13 protein-coding genes and 2 pseudogenes are annotated in these 16,503 nt (G+C 63.3%); 1 reads left to right on the top strand and 14 read right to left on the bottom strand.

Features of this window, described 5'->3' with window-relative positions; genetic code table 11:
• Positions 1 to 171: 171 nt before the first annotated feature.
• The 13 genes and pseudogenes from LMG28727_RS33700 to LMG28727_RS33640 form a co-directional block, all read right to left on the bottom strand.
• A pseudogene (locus LMG28727_RS33700) lies at positions 172 to 267 on the bottom strand (IS3 family transposase); the annotation flags it as partial.
• A gap of 117 nt (positions 268 to 384) precedes the next feature.
• Positions 385 to 1,773 carry an FAD-binding oxidoreductase gene (locus tag LMG28727_RS33695; RefSeq protein ID WP_201646624.1) on the bottom strand — a complete coding sequence of 463 codons (1,389 nt, stop codon included), beginning with the start codon at positions 1,771 to 1,773 and terminating at the stop codon, positions 385 to 387.
• 283 nt (positions 1,774 to 2,056) lie between these two features.
• Positions 2,057 to 3,076: an ABC transporter substrate-binding protein gene (locus LMG28727_RS33690; protein ID WP_201646623.1), complete on the bottom strand. Its 1,020-nt coding sequence runs from the start codon at positions 3,074 to 3,076 to the stop codon at positions 2,057 to 2,059.
• 32 nt (positions 3,077 to 3,108) lie between these two features.
• On the bottom strand, positions 3,109 to 4,017 hold the full coding sequence (locus LMG28727_RS33685; protein WP_201646622.1) for an SMP-30/gluconolactonase/LRE family protein: 909 nt from the start codon (positions 4,015 to 4,017) through the stop codon (positions 3,109 to 3,111).
• A 46-nt stretch (positions 4,018 to 4,063) separates the two neighbouring features.
• Positions 4,064 to 5,050, bottom strand: a complete 987-nt coding sequence (locus tag LMG28727_RS33680) for an ABC transporter permease (RefSeq protein WP_201646621.1) — start codon at positions 5,048 to 5,050, stop codon at positions 4,064 to 4,066.
• Positions 5,047 to 5,997, bottom strand: a complete 951-nt coding sequence (locus LMG28727_RS33675) for an ABC transporter permease (protein WP_201646620.1) — start codon at positions 5,995 to 5,997, stop codon at positions 5,047 to 5,049. The genes LMG28727_RS33680 and LMG28727_RS33675 overlap by 4 nt, the downstream gene beginning before the upstream one ends.
• Positions 5,994 to 7,475 (bottom strand): sugar ABC transporter ATP-binding protein, encoded by a 1,482-nt coding sequence (locus LMG28727_RS33670; protein WP_201646619.1) that lies wholly within the window; start codon positions 7,473 to 7,475, stop codon positions 5,994 to 5,996. Before LMG28727_RS33670 ends, LMG28727_RS33675 begins: the two co-directional genes overlap by 4 nt.
• A 34-nt stretch (positions 7,476 to 7,509) precedes the next feature.
• Complete coding sequence (locus LMG28727_RS33665; RefSeq protein ID WP_201646618.1) at positions 7,510 to 8,544, bottom strand: substrate-binding domain-containing protein; 1,035 nt, start codon at positions 8,542 to 8,544, stop codon at positions 7,510 to 7,512.
• Positions 8,545 to 8,902: 358 nt separating this feature from the next.
• A complete protein-coding gene (locus LMG28727_RS33660) occupies positions 8,903 to 10,138 on the bottom strand; it encodes an alpha-hydroxy acid oxidase (protein WP_201646617.1) in 1,236 nt (411 codons plus the stop codon).
• 45 nt (positions 10,139 to 10,183) lie between these two features.
• Positions 10,184 to 11,731, bottom strand: coding sequence for a UxaA family hydrolase (locus LMG28727_RS33655; protein ID WP_201646616.1), 1,548 nt, complete (start codon positions 11,729 to 11,731; stop codon positions 10,184 to 10,186).
• A 37-nt stretch (positions 11,732 to 11,768) separates the two neighbouring features.
• A complete protein-coding gene (locus LMG28727_RS33650; protein WP_201646615.1) occupies positions 11,769 to 13,055 on the bottom strand; it encodes an MFS transporter in 1,287 nt (428 codons plus the stop codon).
• 87 nt (positions 13,056 to 13,142) lie between these two features.
• Positions 13,143 to 14,258, bottom strand: a complete 1,116-nt coding sequence (locus LMG28727_RS33645; RefSeq protein WP_201646614.1) for a mannitol dehydrogenase family protein — start codon at positions 14,256 to 14,258, stop codon at positions 13,143 to 13,145.
• 15 nt (positions 14,259 to 14,273) lie between these two features.
• A complete protein-coding gene (locus tag LMG28727_RS33640) occupies positions 14,274 to 15,296 on the bottom strand; it encodes a zinc-binding alcohol dehydrogenase family protein (protein WP_201646613.1) in 1,023 nt (340 codons plus the stop codon).
• 275 nt (positions 15,297 to 15,571) lie between these two features.
• On the opposite strand from LMG28727_RS33640, the gene LMG28727_RS33635 reads away from it, so the two are divergent.
• Positions 15,572 to 16,282: a FadR/GntR family transcriptional regulator gene (locus LMG28727_RS33635; RefSeq protein WP_201646612.1), complete on the top strand. Its 711-nt coding sequence runs from the start codon at positions 15,572 to 15,574 to the stop codon at positions 16,280 to 16,282.
• Positions 16,283 to 16,346: 64 nt separating this feature from the next.
• On the opposite strand, the pseudogene LMG28727_RS34955 reads toward LMG28727_RS33635, so the two are convergent.
• Positions 16,347 to 16,503, bottom strand: a pseudogene (locus tag LMG28727_RS34955) (IS6 family transposase); the annotation flags it as partial.

The raw sequence follows: 16,503 nt of genomic DNA, 5'->3' as shown, positions 1-16,503 counted from the left end.
ATGCGGGTTGGCTCGGTGCTTAAAAGCCCTCTAACATAGAGATTTCTGAACCTCAAAACCGGACATTTCTAAAAAGTCCAAACCCCGACATTTCAGTCTGGCCTCGACATTGTATGTAGCGGCTTTATGTAAATGTCGTGTTCGGGGGTGCGGCGGATAAGTTGGACTTGTTTATGCTCCGATACCAAGCCGTTCTCGGTATTCTGAGGGGCTGAATGAGCCAAGCGATAGTTTGATTCGCTTGTCGTTGTACCAACGTATATACGACCCACCCTCGCTCAGAACGCCACCAGCGCACGCCGCGGTCTTCGACCAGACACAAAAACCACCATCAGAGATCGGCGTCTTCGGCATTCGCGGCAAGGGCGCCCCGCTCGCGGATCATCAGAAAATTTTCCCGGGATTGAGGATCGAGCGGGGGTCCAGCGCGGACTTGATCAGCCGCATGGCCGCGATTTCCGCGTCGCTGCGCGTATGGCCGAGAAAGGCCTTTTTCTTGACACCGATGCCGTGTTCGGCCGACACCGAGCCGTGAAAGTCACGCGTCACGTCGTAGATCACGTTGTCGATCTCGTCATGCACGCGCCCTTGCGTCCCGGGAATATCGACGACGATATGAAGATTGCCGTCGCCGAGGTGACCGTAAATCATCACCAGCGCATCGGGCCAGCGTTCCTGCAGACGTTGCTCGCAAACCTCGGCCACCTGCCCCACGTCGCTGATCGAGAAGCTCACGTCATACGCGCTATGGTGCGGGATGAACTTCGGATACTCGCCGGGCGCATCGCGGATCGCCCAGAACGCGAGCGCATCCGCTTCGGACTGCGCAAGTGCCGCATCGGTGACGATCCCCGTGTCAAGCATGTTTCCGAGAAACGCCTCGAAGGCTTCGGCATGCCGTTCCGGATCGCTACCCACGCTTTCGAGCAGCACGTAATAGGGATGACGCTTGTCCAGCGGCGCGCGCAATTGCCCGAGATTGGCCAGCACGGCGTCGTAGTAGCCGGCCCACATTACTTCGAAAGCGGACACGCCAGCGGACAGTCGTGCCTGCGAAAGTGCGAGCAATTTTGTGACGGCCTCGTAATCGGGCAGCGCGCACCAGGCGGTGGCAACCGCCGTCGGCTTTGGACGCAGCCGCAAAACCGCTCGCGTGATCACGGCAAGCGTTCCCTCACTGCCGATCAGCAGATTGCGCAGATCGTAGCCGCTGTTGTTCTTGATCATCTTGTGCATCGCGCTCGTCACTTCGCCGTTGGCGAGGACCGCTTCGATGCCGAGCACCTGGTCGCGCATCATCCCGTACTTGATCACGCGATTGCCGCCCGCATTGGTCGCGAGGTTGCCGCCGATCGTGCAACTTCCGCGCGCGCCCAGGTCGAGCGGAAAATAAAAGCCTGCATCGAGCGCTGCCTCCTGAACGACTTGCAAGGGCACGCCTGCCTCGACTGTCATGGTTGCCGACGTGCGATCGATTTCGACGATTCGGCTCATCCTCTCGAGGCTCAGGGCCACCTCGCCACCCAGCGCATTTGCGCCGCCGACGAGTCCTGTCAGGCCACCCTGGGTCACGACGGCCTGACCGAACGCGTGGCACACGCGCAGCGCTTTGGCGACGTCCTGCGTGCTGCGCGGGCGGATCAGTGCCGCCGGCACCGCGCCCGGCACGCCGCTCCAATCCTGCAACTGGCGACTGCCGAAGTCGCGTGGCAACTGCACCACCTCCGCGCCAAGCTCGGCGAGCAGCGCATCGATTACTGTCGGTTCCGACATGTCCAGGTTTCCGTTTTCAGATGTGCGTTTGAGGTCGCTTCAGTAGCGTTTCAGTATCGTGTGTGTGACCGATTACCAGATCGTATAGCCGCCGTCGATCATGAGTTCGGAGCCGGTCATGATGATGCGAATAAATATACGGGACACGCAGCGGCCTGCGGCTCCCTAGTACAGCGACGTCTCGCAGGCGCAGGGGGCGAGCGGACCCGTCGATGTGGACGCGCCGTGAAATGACATAGCAGGTGGCTCGCCGGCCGCAGCCACGCGAGTCACCCGTCCGGGCTCACTTATGCCCGTCGACCACGGCGACCACTTCGTCGCGCGTGTACTCCTTATTGGCAAGTGCGCCAGCCGGCGTCTTTACGAGCACTGCAGCGAGTTCATCCGGCTTCACTTCGAGAACCGGCATGCGGATATCGTGCGGTACCTTCTTGCCCGCCAGAATCTGCTGCGTTACCCAGAATGCGAACGTCGACGCCCCCGGCGGAATCGTCACCGACATTGTTTCGTAGCCGCTCTTCTTCTGGTCGGCCCACCACGCAAGTTCTTCCTGACGGTTGCCGAGAATAATGATCGGCGTCGGCCGCCCCGCCGCCTTGATCGCCTGCGCGGCGCCGAATCCGTCGCCGCCCTGGGTCACGACGCCATCGATTTTCGGCAACGTAGGCAGAATGCCCGCGACCTGCTTTTGCGCGACGGTCTGCGTCCAGTCGCCGTGTACCGAGCCGACGATCTTTAGCCCCGGATACTTCTTCAGTTCGTCGACGATGCCCTGGTGAATCTCGTCGTCCACCGACACCCCTGCGAGTCCGCGAATTTCCAACAGATTGCCCTTGCCGTTCAAACGCCTGGCCAGATAATCGACTTGCATGCGGCCCATGCCCTGGAAGTCGACCGCGATGCGATACGCGCATGGCTCGGTTGCGATGCCGTCGAACGATACGACCGTCACGCCCGCGCTGCAGGCCTGCTTGATGACGCCGTTGAGTGCGGTCGGCGAAACGGCGTCGACGGCAATCGCCTTGTAGCCCTGCAAAATCAGGTTCTGGATCTGCTGGACCTGTTCGGTCGCCTGGCTCTCGGCCGTCGTGAAGGTGGGCGCGGCCGCGACGATCTTCTCCTTCACCGCGGGATCGGCGACGTTCGACCAGCTCTTGAGCATCTGCTGGCGCCAGCTGTTGCCCGCATAGTTGTTCGACAGCGCGATCTTCATCGACGAGGTATCGCCCGTTGCGACCTGCGCCGACGCGCCCACCGACGCCGCGACCATGCAAAGTGCCACGGCGGCTCTTGTCATCTTCATGTTCGTCTCCGTTTTCTCGAGGTTGTGATGCGTCAACGCCCCGCGCCGCGCACACCGACGTGAAGCGAATAAATCGACGAGGTCGCCGCGATAAACAGTCGATTGCGGTTGATCCCCCCAAACGTAAGATTCGCGACCACTTCAGGGATCAGGATCTTGCCGAGCAGCGAGCCTTCTGGCGCGTAGCAATACACGCCGTCTTCCGCGCTGGTCCAGACGTTGCCGCGCTCGTCGACGCGCATGCCGTCGGGCACGCCGCTCTGCATCTCGATGAATAGCCGCCCATTGCGCAACCGGCCCTCGCCCGACACGTCGAATACGCGGATATGACGCGGCGCGTCGTCCGCGTGTGAAGCTGCGGAATCCGCAATATAGAGCAGTGATTCGTCCGGCGAGAACGCGAGACCGTTTGGCTTCACGAAGTCGTCGCTGACAAGCTCCACCCGCGTGCTTTCAGGCGAAACCCGGTACACGTTGCATCGACCGATCTCGCTGTCCGCTCGATATCCTTCATAGTCGCTTAGGATCCCGTAATCCGGATCCGTGAACCAGATGACGCCATTCGAGTCGACGACCACATCGTTCGGTGAATTCAGCCGCCTGCCTTCGTAGTGCGACGCGAGCACGGTCACGCTGCCGTCGTGTTCGGTGCGGGTCACACGCCGCGCGCCGTGCTCGCAGGTGACGAGCCGGCCCTCGCGGTCGCGCGTGTTGCCGTTGCTGTAGTTCGACGGCGCACGGTACACGCCCACACCCATGCCAGGCGCCCAGCGCAGCATGCGGTTGTTCGGTATGTCACTCCAGACGAGCAGGTCGGTCGCCGGAAAATACACCGGTCCTTCGGCCCAAAGGCATTCGTCGGTGACGCGGGTCAGGAACGCGTTGGGCTGAAGCAGCAGCCTGAAACGCGGATCATGCACTTCGTAGTCGCTGGATTTCACGTCCCCTCGCTGTCTAGGTGAGTTGCGATAGTCTGTTCAGAATCCTTCATCGCGCCGTCTTGCCGCCGGCCGCCACCGTCACCACGATGATGAGCACGCCATAGACGATCGCGCGCACGCCAGCATCCGCACCGATTGCGTTGAGCGCGGCGTTCGTGAGGAACAGGAACATCGACGCGCCCCACACGCCGACGATCGTCGCCTTGCCGCCGGTGACAAGCGTGCCGCCGATCACCACCACGGCGATCGAGATCAACATGTACTCGACGCCCATGTCGAGCGACGCACCGCCCGAGGTCGCCGCGAGCAGGAGCGCCGTGAGTGCCGCGATCATCGAGCACAGCACGTAGGCGAGGCAGCGCGTGCGGTGCACGTCGACGCCCGCAAGCCACGCGGCCCGTGCGTTCTGCCCGATCGCGGAGAGCTTGCGGCCGTACACCGCGCGATGCAGCAGCACGGCGAGCGCCGCCGATAGTGCGAGCGCAAGCAGCGCGATATAAGGCACGTCGAACAGCCGGCCGGTCGCAAACGTGCCGAGCGCGGGCGGCGGCGGCGGAAGCTGCCGCCCCTGCGTGATTGCGATTGACTGGATGATGAAACTCGACGACAGCGTCGCGATGATCGGCGGAATGCGCAGCAGCCGGATCAGCATGTAGTTCGCGAGGCCCACTCCGACGCCGACGCCGAGCGCGGCCGCCACGCCGAGCGCGACGCGTTCATTCGCGCCGCCCATTACGTGCATGCCGATCACGCCAGCGAGCGCGATTGTCGACGGCACGGACAGATCGATGTTGCCGACCCCCGACGTGATGACGAGCATCTGCCCGAGACCGACCAGCACCATGAACACGCCGTAGGTAAGCGCTGTTTGCGCAACATTGGCGGCAATGCCGAATCCGAACACGCCGACGATTCCGAACCACACCAGCAACGCCCCAACGAACGACCACAGCCACGGCGCCTGAAGGATCTTCATCCGCGACCAGGCCGTTTCGCTGTCGCCAAGGGGGCTCCCCGAGGTCTGCGATTTCATTGCCGCTCCCCGCGTTGCAGCAGCACGCGCAGCGATAGCACGACGATCAGGATCGCGCCCTGCATACCGACCTGCCAGTCCGCAGAAATGTTGAGGAAGGCGAGGAACGATGCCGCGAGCGTCAGCGTGATCGCGCCGAGCACCGCGCCGATGACCGAGACCCTCCCGCCAATGAATTCGCCGCCGCCCAAGATCACCGCCGCGATCGACAACAGCGTGTAGCGCAGCGCGAGATTGGCGTCGGCGGAGGTCGTGAGGCCGAGCAGCGACAGACCGGACAGCACACCGAAGATCCCCGCGACGCCGTACAGCGTCGCCCTGCTGCGCACGAGCGACCAGCCGAAGCGCCGCATCGCGCGCGGATTACCGCCCGCACCGCGGACGCGCACGCCGGCCGAAGTGCGCATCAGCAGCACGTGGCCAATGATCGCGACCAGCACCGACCACACGATCGGCGCCGCGATCCACGGAGTCTGATAGTTCATCGCCGTACCAAGCCAGTCGGGACTCGTGCCGCCTGGAGAAGGCAGCAGCACGATCGCGAGGCCGCTCCACACAAACGAGAGCCCGAGCGTGACGACGATCGACGGAATCTGCCGTAGTTCGATCAGCGCCCCGACAGCCGCATACGCCAGCACACACCCGATCAGTGCGAGCGCGCCCAGCCAGGGCTGCTTCACGAGCAGTGTCGCGCCGATGCATGCGACGAGACTCACGAAAGAACCGATGGACAGGTCGAGATCGTTGACGGTGATGATCGCGAGCTGCGCGAGTGTCGCAAGCACGATCGGCACCGCAAGATTGAGCAGCAGGCTGCTGCCGAAATAGCTCATCACCGTCGGCTGCATGATGAGAATCGGCACGAGCACCGCGATCAGCGAGATCGCCGGCAGCAGCGCGCGCAGACGGGCCTGCGTACTACGGAACGTTACACTCGCAGGGGTCATGCGGCCTGCTCCTCGAAGCTCGCTGCAAGCAGTGCTTCTTCCGTGCATTCGTCGGCCGCGAGCACGCGCGTGACGGCGGCCGAGCGGAACACATACGTGCGGTCGCAATGCGATAGTTCTTCGTTTTCTGTCGTGTACCAGATGAACGTGCGGCCCTTCTCTGCTTCGTCGTGCACGAGGCGATAGATGTCGCGCTTCGTGCCGACGTCTACGCCACGCGTGGGATCGTCCATCAGGATCAGCGTGGCGTCCGATGCGAGCGCTCGGGCGAACAGCACCTTCTGCTGATTGCCGCCGGACAACGACAGAATGCCGGCGTTCATCGGCGCGCCGCGTATGCCGATCCTGGTGCGCCACGCTTCGACGAGCGCGCGCGCCGCGCTGCGATCGACCAGACCGTGCCTGGGTTTCGCGCCGCCGAGAAGCCATCGCATATCGAGGTTCTGTGCGATTGACCAGACGGGAAACACCCCGTCGCGGCCGCGGTCGCCCGCGACGAAAGCAACTTTCACGCGCGCTGCGCCGTGACGCGTCGCGGCTTCATGGATGGCAAGTAGCGCCTCGGTCTGACCCTGACCGGCGAGCCCCGCGAAGCCGACGATCTCCCCGCGCGACGCCTCGATCGAAGTACGTTTATGCGCACCGACGTTCCAGCGGAAAGCGCGCTCGTCGCTGCGCACATCGTGCCCGCGCACGGCCGCAGGCGTCCTGTCTGCTTCGAGCTGCTGGCCCATCGCCTGAATAATCGCCGTGCGGCTCGACGCGTCGCGAGGCAACACGCCGACAATGCCGCCGTCGCGCATCACCATTACGCGATCCGCCACCCGCTCGATTTCACCGAGCATGTGCGTAATCAGCACGCACGTGATGCCGCGTTGTGCCGCATGTCGCACGAATGCGAGCAACTGATCGGCGGTATGCGCGTCGAGCGACGACGTCGGCTCGTCGAGAATCACGAGACGCACGGGCGTATCGGTCACCGTGAAGCCGCGGGCGATCTCCACCATCTGCTGTTGCGTGAGCGTCAGATCGGAAACCAGCTCGTTGCACTTCAGCCCGTTACCCGGAAAGATTTCGTCGAGCTTTTCTCGCATCAACGCGGTCGCCCTCGCGCGCCAGCCTCGCCCGCGCAATTGCGGATGCACGATCGTCATGTTTTCCGCGACCGTCAGGTTCGCGCACAACGACAGCTCCTGAAACACGCAGCGCACGCCGGCATCGCGCGCCGCGCGCGCGTCGTAACGCGGCGCGGGTTGGCCTTCCACCTCGATACGTCCCTGTGTCGGCGCATAGACGCCGGCAAGCACGGCCATTAGCGTGGATTTGCCCGCGCCGTTATGTCCCGCGATGCCGATGCACTCCCCGCGCATGAACGCGAAATCGATATCGATGAGCGCGCGTACCCGGCCGAAGGTCTTGCCGATGCCTTCGAAGCGAATCAGCGTGCCCTGCTGCTGGTTGCTTGATGTTGCGCCCATTCACATGCCTCCATGTGTGGCGTCGTGCCCATGCTCACTTTTTGTCGAGCAAGGCCACGGTTTGCGGCAACGTGTAGGTCACGTCGGCGATGCCGCCCTGCGGCGTAGCGGCGAGCTTGGCCGGCAACTCCTGCTGCGAGATCGCGAGCAACGGTACGTTGATGGTCACCTCTTTCGGGATCTTCTTGCCCGCGAGAACCTGCTGCGCGACCCAGAAAGCAAAGGAGACCGCGCCCGGCGGGTTCGACAGCGAGCGCGACTGGTAACCCGTCGCCGCCTGCTCTTTCCACCACTGGAGTTCCGGATAGGTGCTGCCGATGATCATGGGTGGCGTGGGGCGATTGGCCGCCTTGAACGCCTGCGCGATACCGAACGACATTTCGCCTTCGGTGGCGACGCCATCAACCTGCGGCAACGTTGGAAGAATACCCGCGACGGCTTTTTGCGCGACCGATTGCGTCCAGTCGCCATTCACCGACCCGACGAGCTTGAGGCCCGGGTGCTTCTTGAGTCCGTCGAGCACGCCCTCGTGCATCAGGTTGTCGACGGAAATGCCCGCTACACCGCGCACTTCCAGGATGTTGCCTTTGCCGTTCAGGCGGGTCGCCAGATAGTCGACGCCCTGCTCGGCCCAGCCCTTGAAATCGAAGTTCACACGATACGCGCATGGTTCGTCGACAACGCCGTCGAACGACACGACCACGACGCCCGCGGCGCACGCCTTTTTTATCGTACCGTTGAGCGCGGTGGGCGACACCGCGTCGATCACGATCGCGTTATAGCCTTGCAGTATCAGGTTCTGCACCTGCTGCGCCTGTTCGGTGACCTGATTTTCGGCGGTCGTGAACGCGGGTGCGGCGGCGATTTTCTTGTCGCTCACCGCCTGTTGCGCAATACCGTTCCAGCTCTTGAGCATGGACTGCCGCCAGGCGTTGCCTGCGAAACTGTTGGATAGTGCGATCTTCTTTTGCGACGTATCGCCGGTGGCAACCTGTGCGTGAACCGCACTACCGAGCATGCACGCTGCAAGCGCAAGCGCGGCCCTGACCTCCATTCCTTTACGGAACATCCTGTCATCTCCTTTCATTTTTCTTCGAGACGCGCGACAAGACTTGATCGACAGCGCGCCGTTATTAGTTCGCGTTGACTCCTACTGCGGTCAGGCCAATTGATTCTGGTCAGGCCACAATCGCAAAGCCAGTATAGCCACTGGTCATAGCGTGTGCAATTCGGATTGGTTACCGGTAACGACCACCACGGCGAGTCGTAGCCGGGCCTCGACGCGGCGCCCGTGTTAATCGAGTCGGCGAACTGCCGCCCGCAGAACTCGTGCGGCCGGTTCACCATTTCCGCGCGCAGTTCGGCGTTGCTCGCGCGGTCGCGCGTCGTTCCAGCTTCGCTTTGCTGCATCGATGCGCTGCTCGCGGTCATGCGATTGACAGCGCGTCTTTCTCGCCGCCTGCGTGCGAGCGCGCCAACGCCGGGCTCAGCATCGGCCACCGCAGATAGCTGCGATCGAGCGCGGCAATGTCGCTGCAACCAAGCAGGCCCAACGTGCGATCGACTTCGGTTTGCAGTATCTGAATCGCGCGCGCGGCGCCGGATTGACCGCCGGCGCTCAGACCGTAGGTCGTCGCCCGGCCTAGCAGTACTGCATCGGCGCCCAGCGCCACGGCTTTCAGGATGTCCGAGCCGCGTCGAAATCCGCCGTCGAGCATCACGCTGAGTCTGCCGCGCACCTGGTCGACGACCTCCGGCAGCACGTCCATCGCAGACACTGCGCCGTCGAGCTGCCGCCCACCGTGGTTCGACAGCACGATCCCGTCGACGCCCGCCTCGACCGCCCGCAAAGCGTCTGGCGCGCCGAGCACGCCCTTGACGATCAACCGGTTCGGCCACAGATCGCGCAGCCAGCGGATGTCGTCCCACGACAGCGACGGGTCCAGTTGCTGGCCCAATGTGATCGTCGCGCCCTTCACGCTGTTCTGCCCCGGCGGCAACAGGTCGCCGAGATTCGCGAAACGCGGCATCCCGCCCGGCCACAGCACGTTGCTCATCCAGCGCGGATGTCGCAACACGTCGAATTTATTGCGCCAGTCGAGCATCAACGGCTTGATGTAATTGCGCAGGTCCCATTCGCGCTTGCCGAACACCGCGCTGTCCGTCGTGACGACCAGCGCTTCGATGCCCGCCTCCTGCGAACGTTGTGCGAGCTTCGCGAGGAATTCGCGCGTGCGATACATGTACACCTGCATCCACACGCGCCCGCCTGCGCGGCGCACGACGTCCTCCAGCGCGACCGTCGACACATTGCTCAGCACGAACGGGATACCGGCTGCCGCCGCCGCGCTGGCGAGCTTCACATCGCCCTCGCGAAACATCAGCCCGCTGTAGCCGGTCGGGCCGATCATGAATGGCGACGCGATGCGCTGACCGAACAGCATCCTGCTCTGGTTGCGATGTTCGACATCGACGAGCGTGCGCGGCAAGAACGCGATGTCATTGAACACGTCGCGATTGCGGCACAGCGTCGTCTCGTCCTCTGCGCCACCTTCGATGTACTCAAAACAGAAATTAGGCAGCCGCCCGCGTGCCATTGCGCGCAGATCATCGATGCTGTGCGCGCGGTTCACGTCGCGGCCAGAATAAAGGCGGCGTTTCAATTCACTTCTCCTGTTGTATTTATCCGTCTATCGTGCATGCTGCTTTCAGGTCACCACGCCGACCTGCCAGGGCACGAACTCGCTCTGTCCATAGCCATGCAGTTCGCTCTTCGAGCGCGTGCCAGACGCGCAATCGAGCATCATCTGGAAGATCGCTTCGCCCAGCTCCTCGATGCTGGCGGTCCCATCGACGACGCCGCCGCAGTTCAGGTCGATATCGTCCTCCTGCCGTTCCCACAGCGCGGTGTTGGTCGCGAGTTTCAGCGACGGCGAAGGTGCGCAACCGTAGGCGGACCCGCGTCCGGTAGTGAAGCAGATCAGATTGGCGCCCGACGCGACCTGACCGGTCGCGGATACCGGGTCGTAGCCCGGCGAGTCCATGAACACGAAGCCCTTTGCATCGATCGGTTGCGCGTATTCGTACACTTCAACGAGGTTCGTCGTGCCGCCCTTCGCCACCGCGCCGAGCGATTTTTCGAGGATCGTTGTCAAGCCGCCCGCCTTGTTGCCGGCCGATGGGTTGTTGTCGAGCGCGCCGCCGTTGCGCGTGCAGTAGTCCTGCCACCACTGGATCCGCGCGAGCAACTTGTCGCCGACCGCCTGGCTCGCGGCACGGCGCGTCAACAGATGCTCGGCGCCGTAGACCTCGGGCGTCTCCGAAAGAATCGCGGTGCCGCCGTGCCGCACCAACCGGTCGACCGCGGCGCCGAGTGCGGGATTCGCGGAGATGCCCGAATAGCCGTCCGACCCGCCGCACTGCAAGCCGACGCACAGATGCGATGCGGGCACCGGCACGCGTTGCACGCGGTTCGCGTCGGCGAGCAGTTCTTTCACCATCGCGATGCCGCGCTCGATGGTTTTGCGGGTACCGCCGCTGTCCTGAATCGTGAAGCTGCGCAACTTCGCCTTGCTGCCGGCGGGACCGGCCGCGGCGAGCACTCCGTCGATCTGGTTCGTCTCGCAACCGAGGCCGACGAACAACACCGACGCGAAGTTCGGATGCACCGCGTAGCCAGCCAGCGTGCGGCGTAACACGGCGATGCCCTCGCCCAGCGTGTCGATGCCGCAGCCGAGCCCGTGCGTCAACGCGACGACGCCGTCCACGTTCGGAAAGTCGGCGAGCGCTTCGGGACGCACGTCGCGCCTGAAGTGATCGGCGATCGCGCGCGCGACCGTGGCGGAGCAGTTCACACTGGTCAGGATGCCGATGTAGTTGCGTGTCGCGACGCGGCCGTCGTCACGGCGAATTCCCATGAAATGCGCAGGCTCTTCGACGTAATCGGTTGGATGGGCATCGACGCCGTACGCATGGTCGCGCGCGAACTCTGACATGCCGAGATTGTGAACGTGCACATGCTGCCCCCGCCTGATCGCTTCGCGCGCGACGCCGATAATCTGGTTATAACGCTTGACCGTCTCGCCTTTCGCGATATCGCGGGTCGCGACCTTGTGGCCAGGCGGAATGAGCCCGGTCACGACCAGTTGTTCTGTGTCGATACGCGTGCCCGGCATAAGTTGCCGGGTCGCGATGATCACATCGTCGTTCGGATGCAGGCGAATCACCGTGGGCGCACTGCTGGCTTGAGTCAACATGAAAAATGCCTCGAAGGTCGGGATGAGTGACGGTATGTCAGACCGCCGAGCCGGCACGCGTCGGCGCTTTGCCGGTATCGGGCGGGATCGTGAGCGGTTCGATGCGGCCCACGATGAAGAGATAGCTGAACGCGCCCAGAAAGCAGAAGCCGCCGGCCACGACGAGCGGGACCGTGAACGAGCCCTTGCTCATCGCGACCATCACGCCGGTGAAGGTCGTAATCACGATGCCGGCAAGGTTCGACGCAAAATTCTGAATGCCGCCGATCGACGCGACATGGTCCGGCGTCGGCGCGACATCGGCCGGCAGCGACCAGATGCTGGCCGCAGCGAACGCGAGGCTGCCGTAGGCAATGCCGAAGAAAGCGAGCATCAGATAGATGTCCGACGTGAATGCCGACAACGTAATCACCGACGACAACAGCATTCCGCCGACCATGCAGCTCTTGCGGGCCGCCGTCAGACTCCAGCCGCGCCGGAACAGCGCGTCCGATACGTAGCCGCCGAGCCAGCCGCCCGGTATCGAGACCAGCGCCGGGATCATTCCGAGCGTACCGAGCGATTTCAGTGAGAAGCCGCGCGTCTGCACGAGATAGCTCGGGAACCACGTGATGAAGAAATAGATCACGAAGTTCAGGCAAAAGAAGCCGAGCATCATGCCCCACAGCGTGCGGTGGCGAAACAGCGAGCCCCATGTGACGCGGTTGCGCGCTTCGCTGGCGCGAGGCACGGGCGCGGCGGCGTTCGCGCTGTTCGTGCCGACGGGCTCCGGGTTCCGGTAGATCACGAACCAGCCGAGAATCCACACCACGCCGAGCAGGCCGGTGACGACGAACGCCGCTTTCCAGCCGACCGAGCTGATGATCAGCGCGACGACCGGAATCGACAGCGCGGAGCCGACGCGCGAACCGCTATCGAAGATGCTGGTCGCGATCGCGCGCTCCCTGGCGGGGAACCACTGACTCACGAGCTTGGTGCACGACGGATACGCGCCCGCCTCGCCGACGCCCAGCAGCAGCCGGCAGCCGAACATCCCTGCGACGCTGGTGGTCACTGCAGTCATCGCGGTGAACACGGACCACCAGCCGACCGCGAGAGGCAACGCGATCCTTGCGCCGACTCGATCGACGAACCAGCCGAACGGCATCTGCATCAACGCGTAGGTCCAGAAAAAGCCGCTCAGGATGAAGCCCATCTCGGCCGGTCCAATGCCTAGCGCTTTTTCGATCTGCGGCGCAGCTACCGCTAGATTCGCGCGATCGATGTAGTTCACTGCGATTGCCAGAAAGCACAGAAAGATCACCACCCATCGCATCTTGCGCATCACGTCTCCTCCGTTATCAACATCTATCGTTTGATTTCCCGGTCCGCCACGATGCCTCGCAGGCTGATTTCGTGGCAATGCTTCCTGTCAGCCGAGCGCAGCGCTGAGTCGCGGCTGTGCGATCTCGAGTCCCAGTTCACGCGCGAGTTCGATCACCGGCTTGAAGCGCCGCTCCTTCTTCTGCTGGTGATTACGGGCGATATCGGCTAGCCGATGATCGAGAAACGGGTTCTCGAAGCGCTCGCGTACGTCGTCGAGATACGCGCGTGCTTCGTCGCCCTGGCCAAGCGCATCGAAGACCGGCAGCACCTCGTCGCGCCAGAGCGTGTCGAGATCGTCGCGCAGCAACGGATCGCGCATCGCATCCAGTACATTTTCATCCGCCGCGCGCGCGTCGGCCTGCCAGCGCCCGGCGAGCCATGTGTGACCGAGATTCAGCAAAAGCAGCTTCAGGCGCTCGTAGCGCGGGAGGTCGTCGGTGATGATCATCGCTTCGTGCTCGCAGGGCAGCACCATGCCGGGCCGTCGCTCGATCGCCCACAACGCGTAAGGCTCGGCGTAAGCGCCGATCGGTTGTATCGGCTCGGACACGATGCGGTCCACCAGTGAATTCACCCAGATGCACGTGTGCTCGATATAGCTGACAAACGTGGGACCGGTTCCCCAGTCACGCGCAATGTGAGCCACGAGAGCGCGCAGCGTATCGCCGTTGCTCGATACGAGTTCGCACGGCATTAACGTCAGCGGCGCGGCCCCTGCATTGAAGCGGGCGTGCAGCAGCACTACGAGCTTCGCCGCGAAGCCATGCGGTACGCGCGCCGCATCTTGCAGCAAGTCGGCGGTGTCTTCGGCGAAGCACTCGTAGCCTCGATCTCCGGTGTTCGAGATCACCACGCGCGCGTCGCGTGCGAAACGTTCGACAACCGTCGGCCAGTCGGTGTTGGCGTTCAGCGCCTCGCTGATTGCATGACATTGCGTCGTCGTGTCGATCACCGCTTTGCGGCGCACGCCGCGAATCCGAACGTCGTAATGCGCCGACTCGCGCAGGGCCGCAATACGCGCGACGCTCTCCGGATTGGCCGTGGTCTGCACGACCGTCACGTGCCCAAGCGCGCGGCCGGCCTCGAGCGCCTCGGAGACGAACAGATCGGCATGTGCCTGCAAGAAGCGGCTCGTGCCGAATTGAAGGATCGGGTTACCCATCGTCTCGCTCCTCGCTCAGCACGCGACGAGCGCCTTGATGACTCCGGCGTCCGGATCGAGCAGCCGCGGGAATTCAGCCGGCAGATTGCCGAGTTCAAGGACGTGGGTATTCAGTGCGGCGGTCGGGATTTTCCCCGCACGCATCGCATCCAGCACCGTTTCGAAGTCGGCGACGGTCGCGTTGCGACTCGCCAGCAAGGTTGTCTCACGCTTGTGGAATTCCGGGTCGGCAAATGAAATGCGGTCACTGACGATCGAGATCAGCACGTACTTACCGCCGTGCGCGACGAACTGCAGGCCGCGCTCCATTGCCTTGACGTTGCCTGTTGCGTCGAAGACTACGTCGAAAAATTCATTGTCGGTCAGGCTCGCGAGTTGAGCGACATCGGTTGCCGCGTCGGTGGTGTCGAGCAGCACCGTGTGATCCGCCTGCAACGCGCTCGCGCAAACCGCGAGCCGGTCCGACCGGCCATCGAGCACACTGACTTCGGCGCCGCGCAGCTTCGCGAAGATCGTCGCGGCCATGCCGATCGGCCCGGCGCCGACGACCAGCACCCGCTCGGAGGGTTGGACGTCCGCGCGGCGAACCGCGTGCGCGCCGATCGCGAGGAATTCGATCATCGCGGCCTGGTCGAGTGTGACGCCTGCGGCGCTGAAAACGAAATCTTGCGGCACCGCCAGATATTCGGCCATTCCCCCGTCGGTATGAACGCCCAGCACGCGAATGTTCACGCAGCAATTGCCCTTGCCCTTGCGGCACGCAATGCAGTGCCCGCACGACAAATACGGCATCACATAGACCTGATCGCCCGCCTTTACGCGTGCGCCCTCTGGCGCCGCTTCGACGATGCCGGCCAATTCATGACCCATCACGCGCGGATAAGCAAGGTATGGCTGATTGCCTGTGAAGATGTGCAGATCGGTGCCGCAAACACCGACCCGCTTGATGCGGATCAGCACGTCGTCGGGACCGGCGCTCGGCATCGCGCGCTCGGCGACAGCCAACTGGCCGGGTTGTTCGCAAATGACGGTCTTCATTGCTCGTGACTCGGGACGTGGGGTGGGGGTGGCTAGCGCGCCGGACATAGCCGTGCGCCACACTTATCTGGCCTTACCAGATCCGATAAATTAAGATGATGCTCGCGAGTGGTCAAGCCAATTTTGGGGGTATTCGGGAAATCCCCGGGACGCGCCACGCGTGTCGAACGTCCGGTTTTGCACCGTGCCGCGCAGTTTGCGGGCGGCGCACTTCGATCTACAATCGGCGCTCGCATCAACCGGCGCATGACGGCGCCATCTCGCCAGGAACGCTTGTGAACGACAAACCCGCGGACCCTCGTCGCCTTTATCTGCAGATCGCGGAAAAGCTGCGCGATCTGATCGCACAACCGGATTTCGCGCCGAACGGCCGCTTGCCTTCAGAGCGCACACTCGCTGCGACGCTTGCGGTGTCACGGCCGTCGGTACGCGAGGCGCTAGTCGCGCTCGAACTGGAGGGGCTGGTTGAAATCCGCATGGGCTCCGGCGTCTACGTGTGCGCAACGCCGCAGCCTCGCACCGAGACTCCGCTGTCGCACGCCGAACTTGGCGACAGCCTGCTCGACATCGTGGGCGCGCGCTGTGTGATCGAAGGCTCGATCGCCGCAAGCGTCGCGCCGTTTTGCAAAGCGAAGGATCTGAAGCATCTGCGTGAGCTATATAACGAGATGCAGCGCGAAGTCAAAGCGGGAAGAATTCCAGTTGCGGCCGACCGTGCATTCCATCTCGCGATCGCGCAGATGACCGGAAATGAAGTGCTGGTGCGCACCGTCAGTTCGCTTTTCGATGCGCGGCAAAGTCCGCTGTCCGAAAAGCTGCGTGGACATTTCGAAAACGAGACCACATGGGGCGCCGTCCCGGATGAGCATCGGGTAATCCTCGAAGCGCTCGAGGCGCATGATCCGATCCAGGCTCAGGCGAGCATGCAGCGCCATCTGAAGATGTCGCTGGAACGGGTAATCGCCGGCGGGCGTCGCAGCGCGTAGGCGGGCTTTGTCATGTTGACGACGTGGGCATGTACCAATGCAGTATGAGTAGGATTCCTGTTGATTAGCGATCGACACCAGACGGCTCAGCGACCGTCCACTGGAACCACCTGGCCAAACGTGCCCGCAGTTGTGCGCGATGGTTAGCCGCACTCACCCTGTGCCGGGGCAGCGCGAAGTGCTGACGGATCGGGCCGAAGTTCGACAGGAAGCGCTGCGTG

Source organism: Paraburkholderia metrosideri (assembly GCF_904848625.1).
In the GTDB taxonomy this organism is placed as follows: Bacteria; Pseudomonadota; Gammaproteobacteria; order Burkholderiales; family Burkholderiaceae; genus Paraburkholderia; species Paraburkholderia metrosideri.
Note: the sequence above shows the minus strand (reverse complement) of the source record. Positions and strands in the feature narration are given on the sequence as shown.

Coding starts and splice junctions, on each gene's coding strand:
- LMG28727_RS33690 (WP_201646623.1), bottom strand. CDS start 3,076: ATGAAGATGACAAGAGCCGCCGTGGCACTTTGCATGGTCGCGGCGTCG.
- LMG28727_RS33640 (WP_201646613.1), bottom strand. CDS start 15,296: ATGAAGACCGTCATTTGCGAACAACCCGGCCAGTTGGCTGTCGCCGAG.
- LMG28727_RS33680 (WP_201646621.1), bottom strand. CDS start 5,050: ATGAAATCGCAGACCTCGGGGAGCCCCCTTGGCGACAGCGAAACGGCC.
- LMG28727_RS33695 (WP_201646624.1), bottom strand. CDS start 1,773: ATGTCGGAACCGACAGTAATCGATGCGCTGCTCGCCGAGCTTGGCGCG.
- LMG28727_RS33645 (WP_201646614.1), bottom strand. CDS start 14,258: ATGGGTAACCCGATCCTTCAATTCGGCACGAGCCGCTTCTTGCAGGCA.
- LMG28727_RS33665 (WP_201646618.1), bottom strand. CDS start 8,544: ATGTTCCGTAAAGGAATGGAGGTCAGGGCCGCGCTTGCGCTTGCAGCG.
- LMG28727_RS33655 (WP_201646616.1), bottom strand. CDS start 11,731: ATGTTGACTCAAGCCAGCAGTGCGCCCACGGTGATTCGCCTGCATCCG.
- LMG28727_RS33670 (WP_201646619.1), bottom strand. CDS start 7,475: ATGGGCGCAACATCAAGCAACCAGCAGCAGGGCACGCTGATTCGCTTC.
- LMG28727_RS33650 (WP_201646615.1), bottom strand. CDS start 13,055: ATGCGCAAGATGCGATGGGTGGTGATCTTTCTGTGCTTTCTGGCAATC.
- LMG28727_RS33675 (WP_201646620.1), bottom strand. CDS start 5,997: ATGACCCCTGCGAGTGTAACGTTCCGTAGTACGCAGGCCCGTCTGCGC.